Consider the following 19,165-nt stretch of genomic DNA (forward strand, 5'->3'; position numbering starts at 1 on the left):
ATACGAGATCCTATGACTCGTCTCGTGGGCTCGGAGATGTGTATAAGAGACAGCCCTGGACCCGCCCGCGCCTTCGCGCGCAGGCGTTCCCTTGGCACGGACCGGACCCTGCTTGGGAATGCCGAGTTCGGGCGGAATCGGGTCGAGGTCGAGCACGTCGCGAATGAAAAGGCGAAGCGATACCACCAGTTCAGCCGTTTCCACGGGCCGTCCCGCCACCATGTCGTTGGCCGCGCCGGCGGCAAGGCGCACCTGCGTCTCGGTGCCCAGCAGGATCACGTCGGACAGCGCCGCCTCGACCGTGTCCCGAGTGCGCCGGCGCCGGTCCGACGCGGCAAGGGCGGCGGCCTCGGCGCCTTCGCGCGTGCGCAGCTCGCGCAAGTGGCTGGGGTCCACCGACAGGTCCCCGGTGAAAGAGCCACCCAGCACCTTGTAGGCAGCGATGAGCGTCTTGAGCCGCTCGTTGATCTGGCGGTTCGCACGCTCGCGCCGTTGCTGCACGCCGTGCATCACGGCGAGGCGGATGCCCACGGCCACCAGGGAGACGACGATCAGGCCGAGCAGCGTGGTCAGCAGGCCTTGCCAGGAACTGAAGTCGAGTGAATTGCGCATGGTCCCGAACGATCATAGGCGCGCATGCCCCGGGGCAGCGCCCGGCGGTCGCAACCCGCGCCACGGTCCTACACAGCCGCGGGCGCGGCCGCCACCTCGGCCAGCGCCCTAGCGAACAGTTCGTTGCGGTGGTGCAGCCCCATGCGTTCGAAGGCGCGGTTGCGGTAGGTCTTCACCGTGCCGGCCGAGATGCCGAGGTCGGCGGCGATGCCGTCGTAGGTCCAGCCGCGCAGCAGCCGCTGGCACACCTCGCGCTCGCGGCGCGGCAGGTCGGCCAGCGCGGCGGGTTCGGGGTTGAGCGTGACGTCATGAGCCGCCTGCGTTGCTTCCAGGTGCTGCGGCGCCGTGAGCCGCAGATGCAGTTGCACCGTGGCCAGCAGCGGCGGCGCCAGGCTGCACAGCAGGTCGACCTCGTCGTCACGGAACGACGGCTGTTCCATGCCACGGTAGAGGTTCACCGCCAACACGCCGCCTGGGCCGCCGCCGCCGAGCGCATCGCCCGCCACCAGCGACACGCGCTCGCGCAGGCCGTGGCGGATGTAGATGGCCTTGCGGTGCTCCAGCGGAATTTCGCGCGCATGCCAGCGCGTGACCACGGCGTCGCCGCCCTCGGTGACCTCGCGGGCCGCGAGAAAGGTGCGGTCGCGGCTGTACAGGCCCTGGCGGTACACGCGCCACGAATCGCGCGTGCCGTCGGCGATGCCGAAGGCGCCGCCGCCGTAGCTCTGCGGCGGCGCATCGGGAAACAGCTTGTAGATCGACATCCAGCACATCGGCAGAATGCGGTTGAGCTCGATCAGCGCCTTGGCGCTGAAATCGGGCTGGCCGGTGCAGCCGATGACGCCGGCCAGCGCCAGGCTCGCGCGCTCCGACGCGGTCGCGAGGGGGGCCGGCGCGGGTCGGTGCTTGAGGGGTATCAGGTCCATGGGGCCAAGCTAGCGCGTGCCGCGTGTTCTTCCATCGGGATTGACCCTGTTCCAGCCTGTTCCGGCGGCCCTCAACGGCAACCGAAGCTGGCCGCGTCCTCGATGCTGCCGCTGCCGTTGTAGCGCGACTGCTTCGGCCATGCGCACAACGGACGCGTGCGGCCCGGCGTGGTCACCTCGCGGTTCTCGGGCCGGGCGCGCGCCACGATGCGCTCGGGCGGCTGGCCTTTCTCGACCCAGTTCACCAGCGCGCCCAGGCCGTCGTACTGGTCGGTGGCCGGGCCGCCCGCGCAGTGCGCCATGTTGGGCACGGTGAACAGGCGGGCCATGGCGTCGGTCCTGCCGCCGTAGCGGTCGCGCAGCTGGCCCAGGTAGCGCACCGTGTCCTTCACCGAGAACACCGGGTCGCTCACGCCGTGGAAGAAGAGCATCTTTCCGCCGTGGCGCGCAAAGGCGTCAACGTTCGGCGAATCGGCCACCTCCCATTGGATGGCCGACTGCGTGAAGGTGGCGTTCGACGCATGCACTTTGGCGCTGTCGCGTGCCACGTCGTAGGCCAGCGCGTGGCCGTAGAAATCGGCCGTCACCGTGGGCGGGGTACTGAAAACCATGGCCAGAGCGCCGGTCATCAGCGTGATGTTGCGCGCATTGGGCACGGCGCCAGGCGCGTCGCCGAACTTCCAGCGCGTCCACTCCTGCGAGTGCAGGCCGGCGTCGAAGGTCCAGTCGCTGTAGATCGGGCGGCCGTTCGCGTCCTTCGGGCCCGCGAAGGACTTCGCGAGCGCATCGACCTGCGTGCCGCTCAGGCATTGCGCGGTCTTGCCGCCGGTGCACCGCAGTGCCTCGGGCTTGAACTTGCAGGCGGGCCAGTTGTCGACGATGCCGTCCCGCAGGCCGTCGAGCGCGTCGCACTGGTTGAGCACCTCGGTCGTCAACAGCTTCATGTCGGCCGGCGAGAACGCGGCCGAGAGCACCGGGCGGCCGTTCACCAGGGGCGCATTCTCAGCGGCGGCCCTGGCGTAGAGCTGCGTGTCGTACACCGCCTGCACCGAGGCCAGCGGCACGCGGTAGGCCGGCGCGGAGGCGATCACGCCGTCGAACATGTCGGGGTACCGCTGCGCCATCATCAGGGCCTGCCGCCCGCCGTTGGAGCAGCCCACGAAATAGGAATGCTCGGGCGCCTTCGCGTAGTGCGCGGCAATCAGCGCTTTGGCCACGCGGCCGGTCTGCGCCATCGAGTTGTAGCCGTTGTCCAGCCGCGCCTGCGGGTCGAGGCCGAAGCGGTACGGGCCGTCGGGACCGGGCTCGTCGATGTGGCCCGTGTCCGTGAACACCACCGCATAACCCTGAAGCAAGGCGTTGCTCGTGTTGCCGCCGCCGGTGAGCTGGCCGACCGCGTCGCGCAAGGTGCCGTCGGTGCCGCCGCCGCCCTGGAAGAAGAAGCGGCCGTTCCAGGCCGCGGGCATGCGCAGGTCGAAGCCGATGGCGTAGGGCTTGCCGTCGATGCCGGTGCGCTCGTTGATCTTGCCCTGCACATGGCAATGCGCGGGCACCGGCGCCGTGGAACCGGGCGCGCCGGGCTGCACGCCGGTGAGCTGGATGTCGCCTGCGGGCACCGTCTCGCTGAGCGTGAGGCGCGTGCCCGTGGGCACTGCGGCGGCCAGCCGTGCGCAGGCCAGCGGCGCGTTCGATGCGCCCGTGGAGACGGACCCACCCGTGTCGATGCCCGAGCAACCCGCTACCAGCAGCACACCGGCCGCGAGAAGGTGCGCTCGCATGCTCAGTCTCCCTTGAAGCCGGTGGCCGCCACCACCTTCTGCCAGCGCACGGTCTCGGTGGCGATCATGCGGCGCGTGTCCGCCGCGCTGGTGCCCGCGATGCTGAAGCCGGCCTCCTCCAGCCGGCGGCGCACCTCGGGCGACTGCACGGCCGCCACCACCTGCACGTTGAGCTTGTCGATCACCGCCTGCGGCGTGCCCACGGGCACGAACAGCGCGAACCACGCCGAGAAATCGGCCTTGGGAAAGCCCGATTCGGTGAACGTGGGCACCGCCGGCAGCAGCGGCGAACGCTGCGGCGCGGTGGTGGCCAGCGCGCGCATCTTCTCGCCCTTGACCTGCGCCATGGCCAGCGCGGTGGACACGAAAGCCGCCTGCACGTCGCCCGCGATGATGGCCGTCACCGCATCGCCGGTCGCGCGAAAGTGCACCGGCTCCACCTTGAAGCCGCCCTGCTCCGCGAACATCTCGGCGCCGAAATGGCCGGGCGTGCCCGCGCCGAAGGTGCCGAAGTTGACCTTGTCCTTGTCCGCCTTGGCCATCTTCACGAAATCGGCCACCGTCTTCGCGGGCGACGAGTTGGGCACCACCAGGATGAAGTCCGTGCGCACCACCTCCGACACCGGCACCAGTTCGCGCGCCGGGTCGTAGGGCAGCCTGGAGAACGCGGCCGGCGCGATGCTGATGGCGCTCACGTCGGCAATGAGCAGCGTGTAGCCGTCGGCCGGGCTCTTGGCGACGAACTGCGCGGCGATCTGCCCGCCCGCGCCGGCGCGGTTCTCGATGACCATCGGCTGCCCGATGGTCTCGCCCAGCCGCTGGCCGAGCACGCGCGTGAGCACGTCGGGACCGGTGCCGGGCGCAAAGCCGACGGCCAGGCGCACCGAACGCGACGGGTAGGCCTGCGCGGTCTGGGCAAGGGCGAGCGGTGGGCAGGCCAGCGCCAGGGACGCCGCGGCGCCCGCGGTGAGGCACGCTCTTCTGGACATCGGCTTGGGGTTCATCGGTTTGTCTCCGTTGGTTCTTGAATCGAATGTGCGCGAAGGGCCGGGCTCACCGGCCCTTGTAGTCGGGGCTGCGCTTTTCCATGAAGGCGCGCGGCCCTTCGCGTGCGTCGGCGCTGGCGAACACGGCCTTCTTCGCACGGTCTTCGAGCCGGTAGCCGACATCCAGCGGCACGCCGTTGGCTTCCATCACCGTCTGCTTCACGGCCTGCACCGCGAGCGGCCCGTTGACGGCGATCTGCTGCGCGATCTCGTTCGCCTTGGCCATGAGCCGGTCCGCAGGAACCACGTGGTTGACCAGCCCGCACTGCAACGCGGCCTCGGCGTTCATGGGCCGGCCCGTGAGCATGAATTCCATCGCCCGCGCATGCCCGATCTGCCGCGGCAGCCGCACCATCGAGCCCGCGAAGGGAATCAGCGCGCGCTGCACTTCGGGCAGACCGAAGCTCGCATGCGCGGCGGCAATGCGGATGTCGGTGCCCAGCATCGTCTCGAAGCCCGCGGCCATGCAGGCGCCATTGATGGCCGCGATCACCGGCTTGTGCAGCGCGAAGTCGCGCAGCGACGAGGCCGCCAGCACCAGCGGGTCGGCGAGCATGCGGTGCTCGAAGGCATCGGCCGGCGCGCGGTCACCGGTCATCAGCGGCAGCGTGGTCGCCAGGTCGCCGCCCGCGCAGAAGGCCAGCTCCCCCGCGCCTGTGAGGATGGCCACGCGCAGGGCTGCGTCGGCGCGAAAATCGACGAAGGCGTCGGCCAGCAGGCACAGCATGCGCGGCGTGAGCGCGTTGCGCGCCTGCGGCCGGTCGAGCGTGATGGTGGCGACGTGGCCGTTCTTCTCATAGCGGATGTCATCGTTCATTCGACGACCTCCGCGCCGCGCACGGCGGTGCACTCTTCGACGCGCGCTTGCTCGGGGCGGCCCGGCGCGGCGCTCATGCCTCGGCTCCTTCGGCGGTGCCGACACGGCAGTTCAGCGCGAACACACCGAGCAGCCTGCGCACCTGCGCGGCGGTGCCGGGGTCGTCGCCGGCGAGCGTGCAATGCACCACCAGCCCCTTGCCCTCGGCGCGCACGTCGACGTGCACCTTCGACGCCAGCGCGCTGCGCGCGAGCCGGTCTTGCACCACCCAGCGGATCGCCATGGCGCGCAGCGTGGGCTTGTAGAGCTTGCCGATCGCGGTGACAGGTAACGCGTCGAGGATGAAGATGGCTTTCGGAAACGCGGGGCGCTCGGGAATGCGCGCCTGCGCGAACGCGGCCAGCTGCTCGCTGCCGACCGAGCGGCCCGGGCGCAGCGACACATAGGCCACCGGCACCTCGCCCGCGTATTCGTCGGGCGCGCCGACGGCCGCGGCCAGCAGCACGTCGGGGTGGGCCATGAGCGCGTCCTCGATCACCACGGGGTCGATGTTGTGGCTGCTGCGGATGATCAGGTCCTTCGAGCGCCCGGTGACGAACACCCGCCCCTGCGCATCGATGCGGCCGACGTCGCCGGTCACCAGCCAGCCACCCTCGACGAGCACGCCGGCGTTGTTGTCCGCATCGGTGTAGCCCGGCCCCACGTTCGGGCCTTGTATCTGCAGGATGCCCTCTTCACCTTCCTTGCCAGTCGCCAGTGGGGCGCCCGTGTCATCGGCCACGCGCACGCGGGTGAACGGCAGCGGCCAGCCGACCGAGCCCGCCACGCGCGGCGCGCCCACCGGCTCGATGGCGATCACGCCGCCGCACTCGGTCATGCCCAGGATGTTGCGCACCGCAATGCCCAGCCGCTGCTCGAAGGCCTCGGCCAGGTCCGACGGCAGCGGCGAGCCGCCCGTGAGCAGGCAGCGCACGCGCGACAGGTCTTCGCCGTTGCGCGGCACTCCCAGCAGCGTGGACATGACGGTCGGCACCGCCGCCAGCAGCGTGACGCGGTGCAGCGCCACGAACTGCCAGTAGGCCTGCATGAAGGCCGTGTTGCGCAGGCCCAGCAGCGTGGGCAGCACCACCTCGCCGCCTGAAAGCAGGGTCGACAGGCCGTAGACGAAGGAGCCCGCCACATGGAACAGCGGGAAACCGTTGAGCACCACGTCGTGCTCCGTGGTGCCGTACATGCGCGCCCCGCCCCAAGCCGCATGCAGCTGGTTGCCGTGCGTGTGCTGCGCGAGCTTGGGCCGGCCGGTGGTGCCGCCGGTGTGGAACAGCGCGGCGATGCGGTGGGCATCGGGTTGGCGCGTGCGCTGCAGCGGCGCGTCCGAGTGGGAGGCCAGCAGCGCATCGAAGTCGAGCGTTCCTTGCGCCCCTGCCGCACCTTCCGCACCTTCCGCTCCGCCGACCGCGATCACATGCGCCAGCGACCTGCAGCGGCTGCGCAGGCCGGGCACGCGGCGCCAGATGTCCAGCTCGGGGTTCGGCCCCAGCGCAACCAGCACGTTGACCTGCGCGGCGTCGATCAGTTCGGCGATGTGTTCCTCGCCCAGCAGGTAGTTGATGGGGCAGGCCACGCCGGCCGCCTCGGCGCCCCACAGCGTGAAGTAGGCCTCGGGAATGGCGGGCAGCAGGAAGGCGACCCGAGGCTCGGCGTCGCCGCACAGCGCGGTGAACGCACGGGCCGCGCGGCGCACCTGCGCCACCAGTTCCGCGTGCGTCCAGCGCGCGGGCGGCACCGAGGGGTCGGCGCTGCGGATGTAGGTGATGGCGGCCCGCTCGGGGTGCCGCCGCGCCGCGTCCTCCAGCGCATCGAGCACATCCGCATGCGGCATGAAGTCCGCATAGGGTGCATGTTCGATCCGCCGGATGTCTTCCAGGCTGCCGATGCCAGTTGCTGCTCTCAAACGCGCGCTCCCAAGTCGGGGGTGACCCGTTGCCGGGCAAATGTCTGACGGGAGCGTAAGCAGGCGGCGACGCGGCGTCTGTCCGCCGCGATGGGGACAGGCTTACCCTGGGACGGCCACGCCTTCGCTCGCACGCACGCCGTAGCGCGCCGCGGGCGCGGTGCTCGACAGCCGTGCCGACATCGCGCGGCGCGCCGCCTCGAAGGCGTTCCACTCGTCCTGGTCCGGCAGCGCGGGAATCGTGACCTGCTCGCCCAGGTCGAGCCCCGCGAGCGCCGCATCGACCATGTTCTCGGCCGTCATCACGATCTCGCTCGGCAGGTGCTGCACCGGCAGGCCGGCGATGCCCCAGAACTCGGTGGCCGTGGCGCCCGGCAGCACCGCCTGCACGCGCACGCCCTTGCCGGCCAGTTCGTGCTGCAGCGACTGGCTCAGTGCGAGCACGAAGGCCTTGCTGCCGCCGTACACGCCGTTGAGCGTTTCGGGCGAGACGGCCACGATGGAGGCGATGTTCACCAGCGTGCCCGCGCCGCGCGCCACGAAGCCCGGCACCGCCGCATACGTGAGCCGCGTGAGCACGTTCACGTTGAGCGCGATCATGTCTTCCATCTTGTCGATGTCGGACGCGAGCAGCGGTGCGGTGGCGCCCACGCCGGCGTTGTTCACCAGCAGCGTGATGTCGCTGCGCGTGCGCAGCACGGCCTCGACGCGCGCGATGTCGCCCTTGTTCCTGAGGTCCGCGGGCAGGACCTCGACCTTGCGCCCGGTCTCGCCCGCGAGCCGGTCCGCCAGCGCGGCCAGGCGTTCGCGGTTGCGCGCCACCAGGACCAGGTCGTAGCCGCGGCGCGCCAGGCGGTCGGCGTACACGGCGCCAATGCCCGACGATGCGCCGGTGATGAGGGCGGTGCCCTTTGTCGATGCAGTCATGAAAACTTCCTTTGTCGCCACACGGTGGTGCGGCCGTGGGGGAAGTTTGTTCCTTGGAGGCGATGGCGTAAATGTCATATAAGCCACCTTTCAGGACATCGGGTGTTTCAGGCCCCGGCCCCCTGCAGGCGCGCCACGCGGCGCACGCTCTGCGGCGGCTGGCCCAGCGTGCGCAGGAAGGCGCGGCGCATGCGCTCGGGGTCGCCGAAGCCGGTCTCGAGCGCCACCACGCCCAGCGCAAGGCTGCCTTCGTCGATCAGCGCACGCGCAGCTTCCACCCGCAGGTTTTCCACGGCGTGCGCGGGCGACTGCCCCGTCTCGGCCTTGAAGGCGCGGCTGAACTGGCGCGGGCTCAGGTGCGCCACCTCGGCCAGTTCTTCCACCGACAGCGCGTCGCGCAGGTTGGCGCGCGCATGCACCAGCGTCTGCTGGATGCGGTCGGAGCGGGGTTCCAGCGCCAGCAGCGCCGAGTACTGCGACTGCCCGCCCGCGCGGCGGTGGTACACGACCAGCTTCTTCGCGATGAACCGCGCCGCCTCCACGCCCAGGTCTTCCTCCACCAGCGCCAGCACCAGGTCGATGCCCGCCGTCATGCCGGCGGAGGTCCACACCGGCCCGTCGTTGATGAAGATGCGGTCGGGCTGCACCTTGATCGCCGGATGGCGCTTCTGCAGCTCCTGCGCAAAGGCCCAGTGCGTGGTGGCGCGGCGCCCGTCGAGCAGCCCCGCGTCGGCCAGCCCGAAGGCGCCCGTGCAGATGCTGGCCACGCGGCGCGCGCGGCGCAGGGCCGCGCGCAGGAAGCGGCACATCTTCTCGGAGGTGGGCTCGATGGTGAGCGCGCCGGTCATCAGCAGCGTGTCGAACCTGGCCGCGGTGAAGCGCTTGCTGTCGGTCGACAAGCCCGACGAGCTGGCCACGAGGCCGCCCTCTTCCGACAGCAACTCGACCTTGTAGAGGGTCTTGCCCGCATGCATGTTGGCAAGCTCGAACGCCGCGATGGCCGCAAGGTCGAGGATCTGGAAACCGGGGAAGACGAGCACGCCGATGCGTTTCATGGCCATGTCCTGAAAAGGGGGTTGTCTGTCATTCGCGACGAGAGGGTAAGCCTTGCCGCCCGACCGGGCCGGCGGCAGGGCCATGCGAAGCGCGCTTGCGCACAATGGCCGCATGCCCGATCTCCGCGAATTGACCCGCCAGTTTCCCCGCCCCGGCCGGCTCGACGCCGTGCTGCTGCGGCCCGCACGCCGTGCGCCCGTGCAATCGGTGGATGAAGCGGTCGCGCTCGAAGGCCGGGGCCTGCAGGGCGACCGCAGCAGCGGTGCGGCGCAGCCTGGCGGGCGCCGGCAGGTCACGCTGCTGCAGGCGGAGCACCTGCCGGTGATTGCAGCGATGTGCGCGCGGGCCGAGGTCGGGGCGGACGTGCTGCGCCGCAACCTGGTGGTGTCGGGCCTGAACCTGATCGCCGCGCGCTCGCTGTTTCGCGACCAGCCGCTGGTGCTGTGCATCGGCGCCGAGGTGCTGCTGGAAATCAGCGGGCCGTGCGAGCCCTGCTCGCGCATGGAAGAAGCGCTCGGGCCCGGCGGCTACAACGCGGTGCGCGGGCACGGCGGGCTGACGGCGCGGGTGCTGCGGGGCGGGGTCTTGCGGCGGGGAGATGCGGTGGTGTGCCGGCCGGGCGCAGCGGCGGGCATGTCCATGGAGGACAGCAGATCCACCGGGAACTGAACCGGATGTTCCGGCCTTCGCATCTGCGCCCGGGCTTGCAGACCGAGGCCCACGCCCCCCGCGATGGGTGCCGCCGCCATCCGGCAGGCGCCAACCGGGCCGCCGCGTCACACAATGGCCGCTCCCCATGACGCACCCGACCTCAACGAACGCGCCCGCGGCAGAAGCCGCAGCGGCCACCACCCCTCACATCCACACCCACATCCACTGGCAGCGCAACCTCGCGGTGTGCATGTTCGGCTCCTTCACCACCATCATCGCGATGACGCTGCTGCTGCCCTTCCTGCCGCTGTACGTCGAGCAGCTGGGCGTGAAGGACCATGCGGCCATCGTGCAGTGGTCGGGCGCGGCCTATGGCGCCACCTTTCTGAGTGCCGCGCTGGTGGCGCCGCTGTGGGGCCGGCTGGCCGACCGCTACGGGCGCAAGCCGATGCTCATTCGCGCGAGCCTGGGCATGTCGGTGGCCATGGCGCTGATCGGCCTGGCGGGCAACGTGTGGCAGCTCGTGGGGCTGCGGCTGCTGGCCGGCCTGCTGGGCGGCTATGCCTCGGGCTCGATGGTGCTTGTGGCTACGCAAACTCCCAAGGAGCGCACCGGCTGGGCGCTGGGCACCATGTCCTCGGCCATCATGGCGGGCAACCTGGTGGGGCCGCTGGTGGGCGGCGTGCTGCCGCCGCTCATCGGCATTCGCGCGACCTTCTTCGCGGCGGGCGCGATGATCTTCGTGGCCTTCCTGGCGACGGCCTTCCTCATTCGCGAAGACAGGAAGACGCCGGCCGGCAAGAAGCAGCCGCACGCCGCCGACAGCGGCTGGGCCGCCGTTGCGGACAAGCGCCCGCTCGTCGCCATGCTGTTCACCGGCATGCTGCTGATGCTCGCCAACATGTCGATCGAGCCGATCATCACCGTGTACGTGGCCACGCTGGTCGACGACCCGAACCGCGTGACGATGATGGCGGGCCTGGTGATGTCGGCCGCCGCGCTCGGCAGCATTCTTTCGGCCTCGCGGCTGGGCAAGCTGGCCGACCGCGTAGGGCACTGGAACGTGATCGTCGGCTGCCTGGCGGTGTCGGCGCTGCTGCTGGTGCCGCAGGCCTTCGTCACGGCGGGCTGGCAGCTGGTGGTGCTGCGCTTCCTGATGGGGCTCTCGCTCGGCGGGCTGCTGCCGTGCATTGCCAGCGTGATCCGCCACAACGTGCCCGAGCGCGTGGCCGGCAACATGCTGGGCTACTCGACCTCGGCGCAGTACACCGGCCAGGTCGCGGGACCGTTGCTGGGTGGCTTCGTGGGCGGGCACATCGGCATGCGCGCCGTGTTCCTCGGCACCTGCGTGCTGATGGCCGCGGGCGCCGGGTGGAACTGGCTGGCCAAGCGGCGTCATCCATAGCGAGACGGCGAGACGGCGAGACAGCGAGCGGCGCGCGCAGCTACTCGCGGATCGTCACGCTGCGGTAGGCCGCGTCGGCCTCGATCTGCGCTTGCGAGAACGGCATGCGCAGCCACTGCCCCGCGCTGTAGGCGCGCGTGTAGTCGGCGTGGTGCGCCGAGGCGGGGTCGTCCGACAGCGAGAAAGTCAGGAAGGTGTGGGCTTCCACACCGCCCTGAGGGAACCGCACGATCTGCATGTAGCTGTTGCCGTTCGGGTTGCCGTCCATGCCGTAGCCGCCCCGGTCGAGGCGGTTTTCCGAACACACGATGGTGAAGTAGCCCTGGTCGTCGCAGCCGCCCGACAGCGGAATCTTCCGGCCGTTGCGCGTCACGAACAGGGTGTCGCCGCGCGGGGCGTCCAGCGCGTAGCCGCTCGCCTGCACGCGCAGCAACGCCGCGCCGAAGGCCTGGCGCAGGTCCTCGGCGGCCGATGCCTGAAGACCGCGCGGCGTGCCGAGCGGGTCGCTCGCGCTGAAGGGCACGGCGTAGAGCCGGGCCGCGGGCAGCAGTTCGGCGCGCGCCCAGAACTCGTCCCACACGTGGGCGCCGCGCGCCGACGCCGTGCCGGTGTCGTTCCAGGCCTTCAGCACCGCGCAGGCGGGGCCGGTGTCGACGCTGCGCGGCGGCGAGAACGCCTCGCCGGTCTGCGGGTCGGCCTTGACCGCGATGCGGCGCACGTTGCACACCATGGCCAGCGCGCGGGCCTTGAACAGCTCGGCGGTGTAGGCGCGGCTGTTCAGCGCGGCCCGCTTCACGCCGTCGACCGTTGCGCCGTCAAGCGCCAGCCCCTGCGCGAGCAGATGGCCCAGCCGCGTGCGGAAGGTCTGCGCATTGCTGCCGGCCGGCCCGAAGATGTCCGGGTAGCCCATGAGCGGCGCCTTCGGGTTGGCGAGCCAGTGGCTGTCGTTCATGTTGGCGACGTAGTCGTCGCGCAGCAGGCCGGGCATGCGCGAAGGGCCGATGGCGCCCTGCTGCACCGAGTCGGCATCGCCTTGCCAGTCGCAGGCGCTGCGCGAGCCGTCCAACACCGGCACGCGCGGCATCGCCGCGCCGAGGGCCTGGCCGGCGGGCGGGGTGCAGTCCTTCACCTGCGCGCCCGACACGTTGGGCACCGCGCCGATGTCGGCGTACCAGGCCTGAGCGCTGCCGCGGCCCACGGCCACGGTGTTGACCCAGGGAATGGCGGCCTCTTCGCGCTGCACCGACATCAGCTCGTCGAGCGACTTCGCCTGCCCCCAGCGCAGCCAGGTGCGGAAGGTGCGGTAGTTGTCGGCGTTGATGTCGCGGATGGCGAATGCCGTGGCGGAGTTCCACGCGAGCGCCGGGTCGATCGCGCCCAGATTCACCAGCGGTCCGTAGGCCGAGGTGTAGAGCGTGCGCGTCACGGGCTCGACCGCGCCCGAGGGCTGCTTCACCTGCACCGTGATGACGCGGGCCTGCATCTTCACCGGGCGGCCGTCGCGCAGGTAGCGGGTGGCGTCGCCGGGCGCGAGCTGCAACTGGTACAGGCCGAAGCGCCGCGCCGCCGACACCGTGTGGCTCCACGCCACGTTCTCGTTGAAGCCGATGAGGATCACCGGCACACCCAGGAAAGACGTGCCGCTCACGTCGATCTGCCCCGGAATGGTGATCTGCGCCTGGTAGAAGCGGTCGGGCCCGCGCCAGTACCAGTGCGGGTTGCCGAACAGCAGCGGGCTCGCGTCGCCGGTGGCCGCGGTGCCGAAGCCGATCATGTTGCTGCCCACGCCGGCGGTGCCGCCGACTTCCATCGCCAACTGCCGCGGCGCCGTGTCGCTCAGGCCGTGCGACGACACCTGGGCGCCGGGCGGCACCGCGGTCGCGATGTTGGCGACGAAGTTGCTGTAGCCCGCCGCCAGGTTGGTGGCGTACATGCGGCGGTAGATGTCGCGGGCGGTCACGGGCCGCACCCATGTCTCGTTGCGGCAGGCGTCGTGCGCATGGGCATCGGTTGCCAGGTCGCGCAGATAGCGGTTGTAGCCGGCGGCAAAACCTTCGACCAGGCGCTGGATGCTGGCGGGTTGCGCGCGGGCCATGGCATCGACGTGCTCGGCGTCGAGCACGTGCCTGTGGAAGAAATCGGCATCGATGTTCTTCGGCTGGCCGATGGTGCTCCTGGCCGGCACCTGGGCCTCGGCGCCGAAGAACCGCGAGCGTTCCCCGCCGTAGCTCAGGAAGGCGTCGGCCAAGGTGCAGAGGTTGTCCTGCGCCTGCGCGTAGCCATAGCCATAGCCTGCACCGGCCCAGTCGTCGGCCTTGATGTGCGGCACGCCCATGGCGGTGCGGCGAATCTCGGCCTTGTAGGCGCCATGGGGCGCGGGCGCCGGACGATCGTCGATAGCCGCGCATGCCGCGAGGGCCAGGGCAACGGACACGAGAGAAAGCGGCCGAAGGCCGCGCGAAAATTTGGCGCGCATGCCTGCTGACGTTCTGGCTGCGCTTTTGTTCAGGCGACAGCGCCGCAGCCGGCGCCCAAAGCCTCAGTGCAACGCGCGCTGTCCCCAGGCGTGCGAAGCCTGCGCATCCGCCGTCACGCGCACCTGGCTCGCCAGGAAGGACGGCGCCAAGCCGAAGTAGCGCTGAAAGGTCCGGCTCATGTGCGCCGCGTCGGTGAAGCCGCTGACCAGCGCCACGTCGGTCAGCGCGCGCTGCCCGGTGAACTGCTGCACCGTGCGGCGCACCTTGGTCCACAGCGCATAGCGCTTGACCGACACGCCCACCTGCCGGGCGAACAGGTGCGTCAGCCGGTCGGGCGACAGGCAGGCCACGGCCGCCAGTTCGCGTAGCGCGATCTGCCCCGCGTGCGCGCGAATGGCCCGCAGCACGCGTTCGATGCGCGGGTCGACGGGCGCCTCGCACTCGGGCCCTTCGGTGATGGCCTCGACCATCTTCGCGCTGAGCATCTGCAGGCGGTCGTCTGCCAGGGCGCCGCACTGCGCCGGCGCGAAATCGTCGCGCAGGCGGCCGAAGCGCCGCGCGTCCAGCGGCTGGATGCCGTGGCCGCCCATGCGCCTGGCGAGCATGCGGTAGGCGACGGAGGCCGGGTCGAGGTTGAGCGAAAGCAGCCCGCAGCCGTCGACGTCGAGCCGGCGCGACACATGCGGCGCCACCAGCGCAGCGGTGCAGCGCACGCGCGTGCCGTCGACCGCCTCCAGGGTGAACGGGTGGCCGCTGACCGAGGCCAGCAAGGTGGCCGACGAGCGGGCCGTCAGGCCCGACTGGATCGCCGGCGTGATGTAGAGGAACCGGTCATCCCACAGATGCAGGAAGTTGTGCGTTGCCATGCGGTCTCGCTTCTGTCGTTGCTTTTGTCTTTGTCTCCAGCGGCGGATTCTCACGCATCGGCACCGCCACGGGCTGCACATGCTGGCGCACCGCCTCCAGCAGCAAGGTGGCCAGCCGGCTGGCCGGCGCCTCGGCGTGCGCCTGCGCGCGGTACAGCACGAGCGAGATCTGCGGCAGCGCCGGCAACGACAGCACCGAGCGGTCGAGCGTGCGCACATGCGAGGGCAGCCCGAACGGCGTGCGCACGGTCAGGCCCAGCCCGGCCGAGGTGGCGGCCCACAGCGCGGCCAGGCTGGCGCTGCCGAAGGCCCGGCGCCAGGGCAGGCCGGCGCGGTCGAGCGCGGCGATGACGATCTCGCGCAGCGGGCACGGGGCGTCGAGCATGACGAGCGGCAGCGGCTCCTTGCTCCGGGGCTGCCGCGCGCCGGGGCCGCGGTGCTCGCGCTCCGTCCACCAGGGGGCGTCGACCCGCTCGGGCGCCGTCGGGCCGATCCACAGGAGCGGCAGCTGCGCCACGCGCTCGGCATGCGGCGACAGCGGCTGGTCGCCCACGTCCCACGCCAGCGCCAGGTCGAGCTCGCCGAGCTCGAGCCGCTCGCGCAGCTCGCCGCTGCGCGCCACGCAGGCCTCGATGCGCACCTTGGGGTGGGCGCGCGCAAAACGGCCGAGCACGGCCGGCAGCAGCGTCTCGCCGAAGTCCTCCTGCAGGCCCAGCCGCACCCAGCCCTGCAGGTCGGCGCCGCGCATGGCGGCGCCGGCCTCGTCGTTGAGTTCGAGCATGCGGTGGGCGTAGGCCAGCAGGGTTTCGCCGGCGTCGGTGAGCGCCAGGCCGCGCCCGTCCTTGCGGAACAGCACGGTGCCGGCCTGCGCCTCCAGCTTCTTCAGCTGCGCGCTCACGGCCGAGGTCGAGCGGCCCAGCCGGTCGGCCGCGCGCGCATAGCTGCCGAGCGCGATGCCGGTGGAAAAGGTGCGCAGCACGTCGAGATCGAACATCACCTGGCTCATGTCGTGTCCTTGGAGGGGCTTGGAGGGGCCTGTTTGATCGTCCTGATTTTCAGGACGATAAGCGCATTATTTTCTGATTTTCAAAAGCTTTGCACCAGCGGACACTGCACCGCAACATGACAAATTCGCCCTCTTCCTTATCGCCATCGCCGCGCCACCGCTGGAAGGTGCTGGCCGCCGGCGTGGCCGCCAACGCTGCGTTTTCCGTGGCCTTCAGCGGCATCCCGATGACCGCCGTGCTCATGCGCACCGGCTACCGGCTCGACAACGCCACGCTCGGCCTGGTGCTGGGCCTCATGGGCCTGGGTATCGCGGTGAGCGAGCTGCCCTGGGGCCTGCTGACCGACCGCTGGGGTGACCGGCCGGTGCTGCTCATGGGGCTGGGCAGCACGGCGCTGGCGCTGGCGGCGATGGCGCTGTGGGCCGCGCCGGTGGCGGGGCACATTCCCGGCCTGGGCTGGCTGGCCGCGGGGCTGCTGCTGGTGGGCCTGCTGGGCGGCAGCGTGAACGGTGCGAGCGGGCGGGCGGTGATGACGTGGTTCGACGCCAGCGAGCGCGGCCTGGCAATGAGCATCCGCCAGACGGCCGTGCCGATGGGCGGCGGCATCGGCGCGCTGGTGCTGCCCTTCGTGGCACTGCACTTCGGTTTCGCCGCGCTGTACGGCCTGCTGGCGCTGCTGTGCGTGCTGAGCGCGGCGATGAGCTGGGCCTGGGTGCACGAGCCGCCTATAGCGCCCCGCACCGGCAAGACCGTGGAAGCCGCGGCACCGAAGAGCGGCCCGCTGCGCGACGCACGCGTGTGGCGCATCGTGGCGGGCATCGGCATTCTCTGTGCGCCGCAGTTCGCGGTGCTGTCCTTCGGCACCGTGTTCCTGCACGACTTCGGCCATGCGGGGCTGGCGACGATCACCGCCACCATGGTCTTCACGCAGGTCGGTGCGATGGTGATGCGCGTGTGGAGCGGCCGCTGGACCGACCGCCGGCGCAACCGTCCCGCCTACCTGCGCGCCTGCAGCGCACTCAGCGTGCTGCTGTTCGCCGGGCTCGCGGTGCTGGTGCTGGCCGCGGGCCATGCGAACGGCAGCGCCGCCGATTCACCGGCGCTGCGCATCGCGCTGGTCGTGCTTCTGGGGGTGAGCGGCGTGTGCGTGTCGGCCTGGCACGGCGTGGCCTACACCGAGCTGGCGACGATGGCCGGCGCGGCACGTGCGGGCACCGCGCTGGGCATGGCCAACACCAGCGTGTTCCTGGTGTGCTTCGTCACGCCTTTTTCCATTCCCCACCTGCTGGCGCTGCAGGGCTGGGCGCTGGTGTGGCTCGCGGCGAGCGCGTGCGCGCTGGTGGCGATGCCGCTGCTGGTGCCGCGGCCCGTTGCCACGGACGTCTCTGCAGATCAGAAGCTCGCGAAGACCGCGTTCAGCCGGTCGACGTAAGACCGCTTGGCGGCCTCGTCGATGAAGCTGCCTTCGAAGCTGTTGGCCGCAAGCTGCCAGGCGTGCCGCACGCTCAGGCCGGTGGCAGCGAAGGTCTCGAGAAAATTCTGGTTCATGTAGCCGCCGAAGTAGGCCGGGTCGTCCGAGTTCACGGTGGCGACCAGGCCCGCGTCGAGCAGCGTTCCCAGGTTGTGCTGCGACAGGTCGGGGAACACGCAGAGCTTGAGGTTGGACAGCGGGCACACGGTGAGCGGAATGCGGTCTTGCGCGAGCCGCGCCATCAGCGCCGGGTCTTTCGCGCTCTGCACGCCGTGGTCGACGCGCTCGACCTTGAGCACGTCGAGCGCGCTACACACATATTCGGGCGGCCCCTCTTCGCCCGCATGCGCGACGAGGTGCAGGCCCAGTTCGCGGCAGCGCGCGAACACGCGCGCGAACTTCTCGGGCGGGTGGCCCACTTCGCTGGAGTCGAGCCCCACGCCGATGAATTTTTCGCGAAACGGCAGCGCCTGTTCCAGCGTTTCGAAAGCTTCTTCCTCGCTCAGGTGGCGCAGGAAGCACAGGATGAGCGAGGCGCTCACGCCGAGCTTCGGTTGCGCATCGACGCACGCGCGGTGCAGGCCATTGACCACCGTTTCCATCGGCACGCCACGCGCGGTGTGCGTCTGCGGGTCGAAGAACATCTCGGTGTGCACCACGTGATCGGCCGCGGCGCGCTCCAGGTAGGCCCAGGCCATGTCGTAGAAGTCCTGCTCCTTCAGCAGCACGCTGGCGCCGGCGTAGTAGATGTCCAGAAAGGTCTGCAGGTTGGTGAAGGCGTAGGCGCGGCGCAGCTCTTCGACGCTGGCATAGGGAATGCTTACACCGTTGCGTTGCGCGAGCGCGAAGATGAGCTCGGGTTCGAGCGAGCCTTCGATGTGCATGTGCAGCTCGGCCTTGGGCATGGCGCACAGCAATTCGGGCAGGCGGTCGGCGGCAATGCGGTCGAAGCGCTCGTCGTAGGCGGGACGGAAATCGGTCATGGTGGGGAACGTTGGAACGGACAGCGTGAGGGTGGCGAACAGCATAAAGGCTGTGGTCCCCTGCGGCATACACGAAACCTTACAGCTTCCATCGATGGCAAACCCGCATTTTCAACAAATCGGACAAAGCTTCTATCCATAATCGGCCGCAGCACCGCCAATCGGGTGCTTCACCACTCCTCATCCCGCCCGCCCCTTCATGCGCGCCGAAAGCAGCCCCGTCCCGGCCCCAGGCCTGGCATTTCAACCGGCTTTCCAGCCCGCGGGTGAACCCGCGCCCAAGGACGGGCTCGGCTGCTCGGCCGGTCACCTGAGCAAGGACAGGGACCTGTCGGCCAACGGCGTGCGCATCTACCGCAAAACGGTGGACACGCAGGAGCGCCAGCACGTGGAGACGGCCGCAAGCGGACGCGGCGTGCTCGTGGGCATTTCGCTGCGCGACGGCCACCGCCGGCGGGTGCTGCACACGCACCACGCCGAGTGCCACGACTTCCGCCAGGGCGACATCTACATCCGCGACTTCTGCGACCGCTACCGCGCGGACATGCACAGCGGCTTCGACTTCGTGCTGCTCGAGATCTCGCATCCGGCGCTGGAGCGCGCCATCGACGACAAGCCGGGCCCGCGCGCAGGCGGCCTCGCGGCGGTGACGGCCGTGCGGGACGAGGTGCTCGCCCATCTCGCGCTCGCGCTGGCGCCCGCGCTCGAACACCCCGCGCAGGCCAGCCTGCTGTTCGTCGACCAGGTCTGCCTGGCCATGACCAGCCACCTGGTCGATGCGCACGGCCACACGGCACCGGCCGCCGAGCCCCGCACCCAGCGGGTGCTGTCTCGCTCGCACGAGGCACGCGCCAAGGAAATGCTGCGCGACAAGATCGACGGCACCATCTCCATCGCCGAGATTGCGGACGCCTGCAACCTGTCGCGCAGCTACTTCATCCACGCCTTCCGCGAAACCACCGGCCAGACGCCGCACCAGTGGCTGATCGCGCAGCGGCTGGAGCGCGCGCAGACACTGCTGATGGACTTCGAGCGCCCGCTGGCGGACGTGGCCGCGGCCTGCGGCTTCGCGGACCAGAGCCACTTCACGCGCGTCTTCTCGCAGTACACGGGCACGCCGCCGGGCACCTGGCGGCGAAAGATGCGGGTCGAGCGATAGACGGCCCTTCTTCCCACCCACTCACTCACC

16 protein-coding genes are annotated in these 19,165 nt (G+C 70.5%); 4 read left to right on the plus strand and 12 right to left on the minus strand.

Annotated features, from left to right (window positions below):
- The 8 genes from AC0IYU_RS25680 to AC0IYU_RS25715 all read right to left on the minus strand — a co-directional run.
- The coding region (locus AC0IYU_RS25680; RefSeq protein ID WP_472122739.1) for a hypothetical protein at positions 1–612 on the minus strand (612 nt) is incomplete at its 3' end.
- Between the two features lie 68 nt (positions 613–680).
- A complete protein-coding gene (locus tag AC0IYU_RS25685; protein WP_472122742.1) occupies positions 681–1,538 on the minus strand; it encodes a helix-turn-helix transcriptional regulator in 858 nt (285 codons plus the stop codon).
- Positions 1,539–1,609: 71 nt separating this feature from the next.
- A complete protein-coding gene (locus AC0IYU_RS25690) occupies positions 1,610–3,316 on the minus strand; it encodes a tannase/feruloyl esterase family alpha/beta hydrolase (protein WP_472122744.1) in 1,707 nt (568 codons plus the stop codon).
- A 2-nt stretch (positions 3,317–3,318) separates the two neighbouring features.
- Positions 3,319–4,320 carry a Bug family tripartite tricarboxylate transporter substrate binding protein gene (locus tag AC0IYU_RS25695; protein WP_472122747.1) on the minus strand — a complete coding sequence of 334 codons (1,002 nt, stop codon included), beginning with the start codon at positions 4,318–4,320 and terminating at the stop codon, positions 3,319–3,321.
- Positions 4,321–4,369: 49 nt separating this feature from the next.
- Positions 4,370–5,179, minus strand: coding sequence for an enoyl-CoA hydratase-related protein (locus AC0IYU_RS25700; protein WP_472122750.1), 810 nt, complete (start codon positions 5,177–5,179; stop codon positions 4,370–4,372).
- 73 nt (positions 5,180–5,252) lie between these two features.
- Complete coding sequence (locus AC0IYU_RS25705; RefSeq protein ID WP_472122753.1) at positions 5,253–7,133, minus strand: acyl-CoA synthetase; 1,881 nt, start codon at positions 7,131–7,133, stop codon at positions 5,253–5,255.
- A gap of 102 nt (positions 7,134–7,235) precedes the next feature.
- Positions 7,236–8,060 (minus strand): SDR family NAD(P)-dependent oxidoreductase, encoded by an 825-nt coding sequence (locus AC0IYU_RS25710; protein WP_472122756.1) that lies wholly within the window; start codon positions 8,058–8,060, stop codon positions 7,236–7,238.
- 107 nt (positions 8,061–8,167) lie between these two features.
- Positions 8,168–9,115 carry a GlxA family transcriptional regulator gene (locus AC0IYU_RS25715; RefSeq protein WP_472122759.1) on the minus strand — a complete coding sequence of 316 codons (948 nt, stop codon included), beginning with the start codon at positions 9,113–9,115 and terminating at the stop codon, positions 8,168–8,170.
- A 112-nt stretch (positions 9,116–9,227) separates the two neighbouring features.
- Between AC0IYU_RS25715 and AC0IYU_RS25720 the strand changes: the two genes are divergently transcribed.
- Both AC0IYU_RS25720 and AC0IYU_RS25725 read left to right on the plus strand, forming a co-directional pair.
- Positions 9,228–9,785 carry an MOSC domain-containing protein gene (locus tag AC0IYU_RS25720; protein WP_472122762.1) on the plus strand — a complete coding sequence of 186 codons (558 nt, stop codon included), beginning with the start codon at positions 9,228–9,230 and terminating at the stop codon, positions 9,783–9,785.
- A 127-nt stretch (positions 9,786–9,912) separates the two neighbouring features.
- Positions 9,913–11,172: an MFS transporter gene (locus AC0IYU_RS25725; RefSeq protein ID WP_472122764.1), complete on the plus strand. Its 1,260-nt coding sequence runs from the start codon at positions 9,913–9,915 to the stop codon at positions 11,170–11,172.
- 40 nt (positions 11,173–11,212) lie between these two features.
- On the opposite strand, the gene AC0IYU_RS25730 is transcribed toward AC0IYU_RS25725, so the two are convergent.
- The 3 genes from AC0IYU_RS25730 to AC0IYU_RS25740 form a co-directional block, all read right to left on the minus strand.
- A complete protein-coding gene (locus AC0IYU_RS25730) occupies positions 11,213–13,648 on the minus strand; it encodes a penicillin acylase family protein (protein ID WP_472122766.1) in 2,436 nt (811 codons plus the stop codon).
- 63 nt (positions 13,649–13,711) lie between these two features.
- Positions 13,712–14,515, minus strand: coding sequence for a helix-turn-helix domain-containing protein (locus tag AC0IYU_RS25735; RefSeq protein WP_472122769.1), 804 nt, complete (start codon positions 14,513–14,515; stop codon positions 13,712–13,714).
- The gene (locus AC0IYU_RS25740) at positions 14,481–15,521 is read right to left on the minus strand and encodes a LysR substrate-binding domain-containing protein (RefSeq protein WP_472122771.1); all 1,041 of its coding nucleotides are present in this window, start codon (positions 15,519–15,521) and stop codon (positions 14,481–14,483) included. The genes AC0IYU_RS25735 and AC0IYU_RS25740 overlap by 35 nt, the downstream gene beginning before the upstream one ends.
- A gap of 116 nt (positions 15,522–15,637) precedes the next feature.
- Between AC0IYU_RS25740 and AC0IYU_RS25745 the strand changes: the two genes are divergently transcribed.
- Positions 15,638–16,954, plus strand: a complete 1,317-nt coding sequence (locus AC0IYU_RS25745; RefSeq protein WP_472122773.1) for an MFS transporter — start codon at positions 15,638–15,640, stop codon at positions 16,952–16,954.
- Here AC0IYU_RS25745 and AC0IYU_RS25750 read toward each other — a convergent pair.
- Positions 16,915–17,976, minus strand: coding sequence for an adenosine deaminase (locus AC0IYU_RS25750; RefSeq protein WP_472122777.1), 1,062 nt, complete (start codon positions 17,974–17,976; stop codon positions 16,915–16,917). The genes AC0IYU_RS25745 and AC0IYU_RS25750 overlap by 40 nt on opposite strands.
- 199 nt (positions 17,977–18,175) lie before the next feature.
- On the opposite strand from AC0IYU_RS25750, the gene AC0IYU_RS25755 reads away from it, so the two are divergent.
- A complete protein-coding gene (locus AC0IYU_RS25755; protein WP_472122780.1) occupies positions 18,176–19,135 on the plus strand; it encodes a helix-turn-helix domain-containing protein in 960 nt (319 codons plus the stop codon).
- Positions 19,136–19,165 lie beyond the last annotated feature (30 nt).

The sequence above is a fragment of the Variovorax sp. AC103 genome (assembly GCF_979254005.1).

What these genes read in the sequence shown, in the direction of transcription:
- AC0IYU_RS25750 (WP_472122777.1), bottom strand. Translation starts at nt 17,976, where the DNA reads ATGACCGATTTCCGTCCCGCCTACGACGAGCGCTTCGACCGCATTGCC.
- AC0IYU_RS25740 (WP_472122771.1), bottom strand. Translation starts at nt 15,521, where the DNA reads ATGAGCCAGGTGATGTTCGATCTCGACGTGCTGCGCACCTTTTCCACC.
- AC0IYU_RS25730 (WP_472122766.1), bottom strand. Translation starts at nt 13,648, where the DNA reads ATGCGCGCCAAATTTTCGCGCGGCCTTCGGCCGCTTTCTCTCGTGTCC.
- AC0IYU_RS25690 (WP_472122744.1), bottom strand. Translation starts at nt 3,316, where the DNA reads ATGCGAGCGCACCTTCTCGCGGCCGGTGTGCTGCTGGTAGCGGGTTGC.
- AC0IYU_RS25735 (WP_472122769.1), bottom strand. Translation starts at nt 14,515, where the DNA reads ATGGCAACGCACAACTTCCTGCATCTGTGGGATGACCGGTTCCTCTAC.
- AC0IYU_RS25695 (WP_472122747.1), bottom strand. Translation starts at nt 4,320, where the DNA reads ATGAACCCCAAGCCGATGTCCAGAAGAGCGTGCCTCACCGCGGGCGCC.
- AC0IYU_RS25685 (WP_472122742.1), bottom strand. Translation starts at nt 1,538, where the DNA reads ATGGACCTGATACCCCTCAAGCACCGACCCGCGCCGGCCCCCCTCGCG.
- AC0IYU_RS25710 (WP_472122756.1), bottom strand. Translation starts at nt 8,060, where the DNA reads ATGACTGCATCGACAAAGGGCACCGCCCTCATCACCGGCGCATCGTCG.
- AC0IYU_RS25745 (WP_472122773.1), top strand. Translation starts at nt 15,638, where the DNA reads ATGACAAATTCGCCCTCTTCCTTATCGCCATCGCCGCGCCACCGCTGG.
- AC0IYU_RS25720 (WP_472122762.1), top strand. Translation starts at nt 9,228, where the DNA reads ATGCCCGATCTCCGCGAATTGACCCGCCAGTTTCCCCGCCCCGGCCGG.
- AC0IYU_RS25725 (WP_472122764.1), top strand. Translation starts at nt 9,913, where the DNA reads ATGACGCACCCGACCTCAACGAACGCGCCCGCGGCAGAAGCCGCAGCG.
- AC0IYU_RS25715 (WP_472122759.1), bottom strand. Translation starts at nt 9,115, where the DNA reads ATGAAACGCATCGGCGTGCTCGTCTTCCCCGGTTTCCAGATCCTCGAC.
- AC0IYU_RS25755 (WP_472122780.1), top strand. Translation starts at nt 18,176, where the DNA reads ATGCGCGCCGAAAGCAGCCCCGTCCCGGCCCCAGGCCTGGCATTTCAA.
- AC0IYU_RS25700 (WP_472122750.1), bottom strand. Translation starts at nt 5,179, where the DNA reads ATGAACGATGACATCCGCTATGAGAAGAACGGCCACGTCGCCACCATC.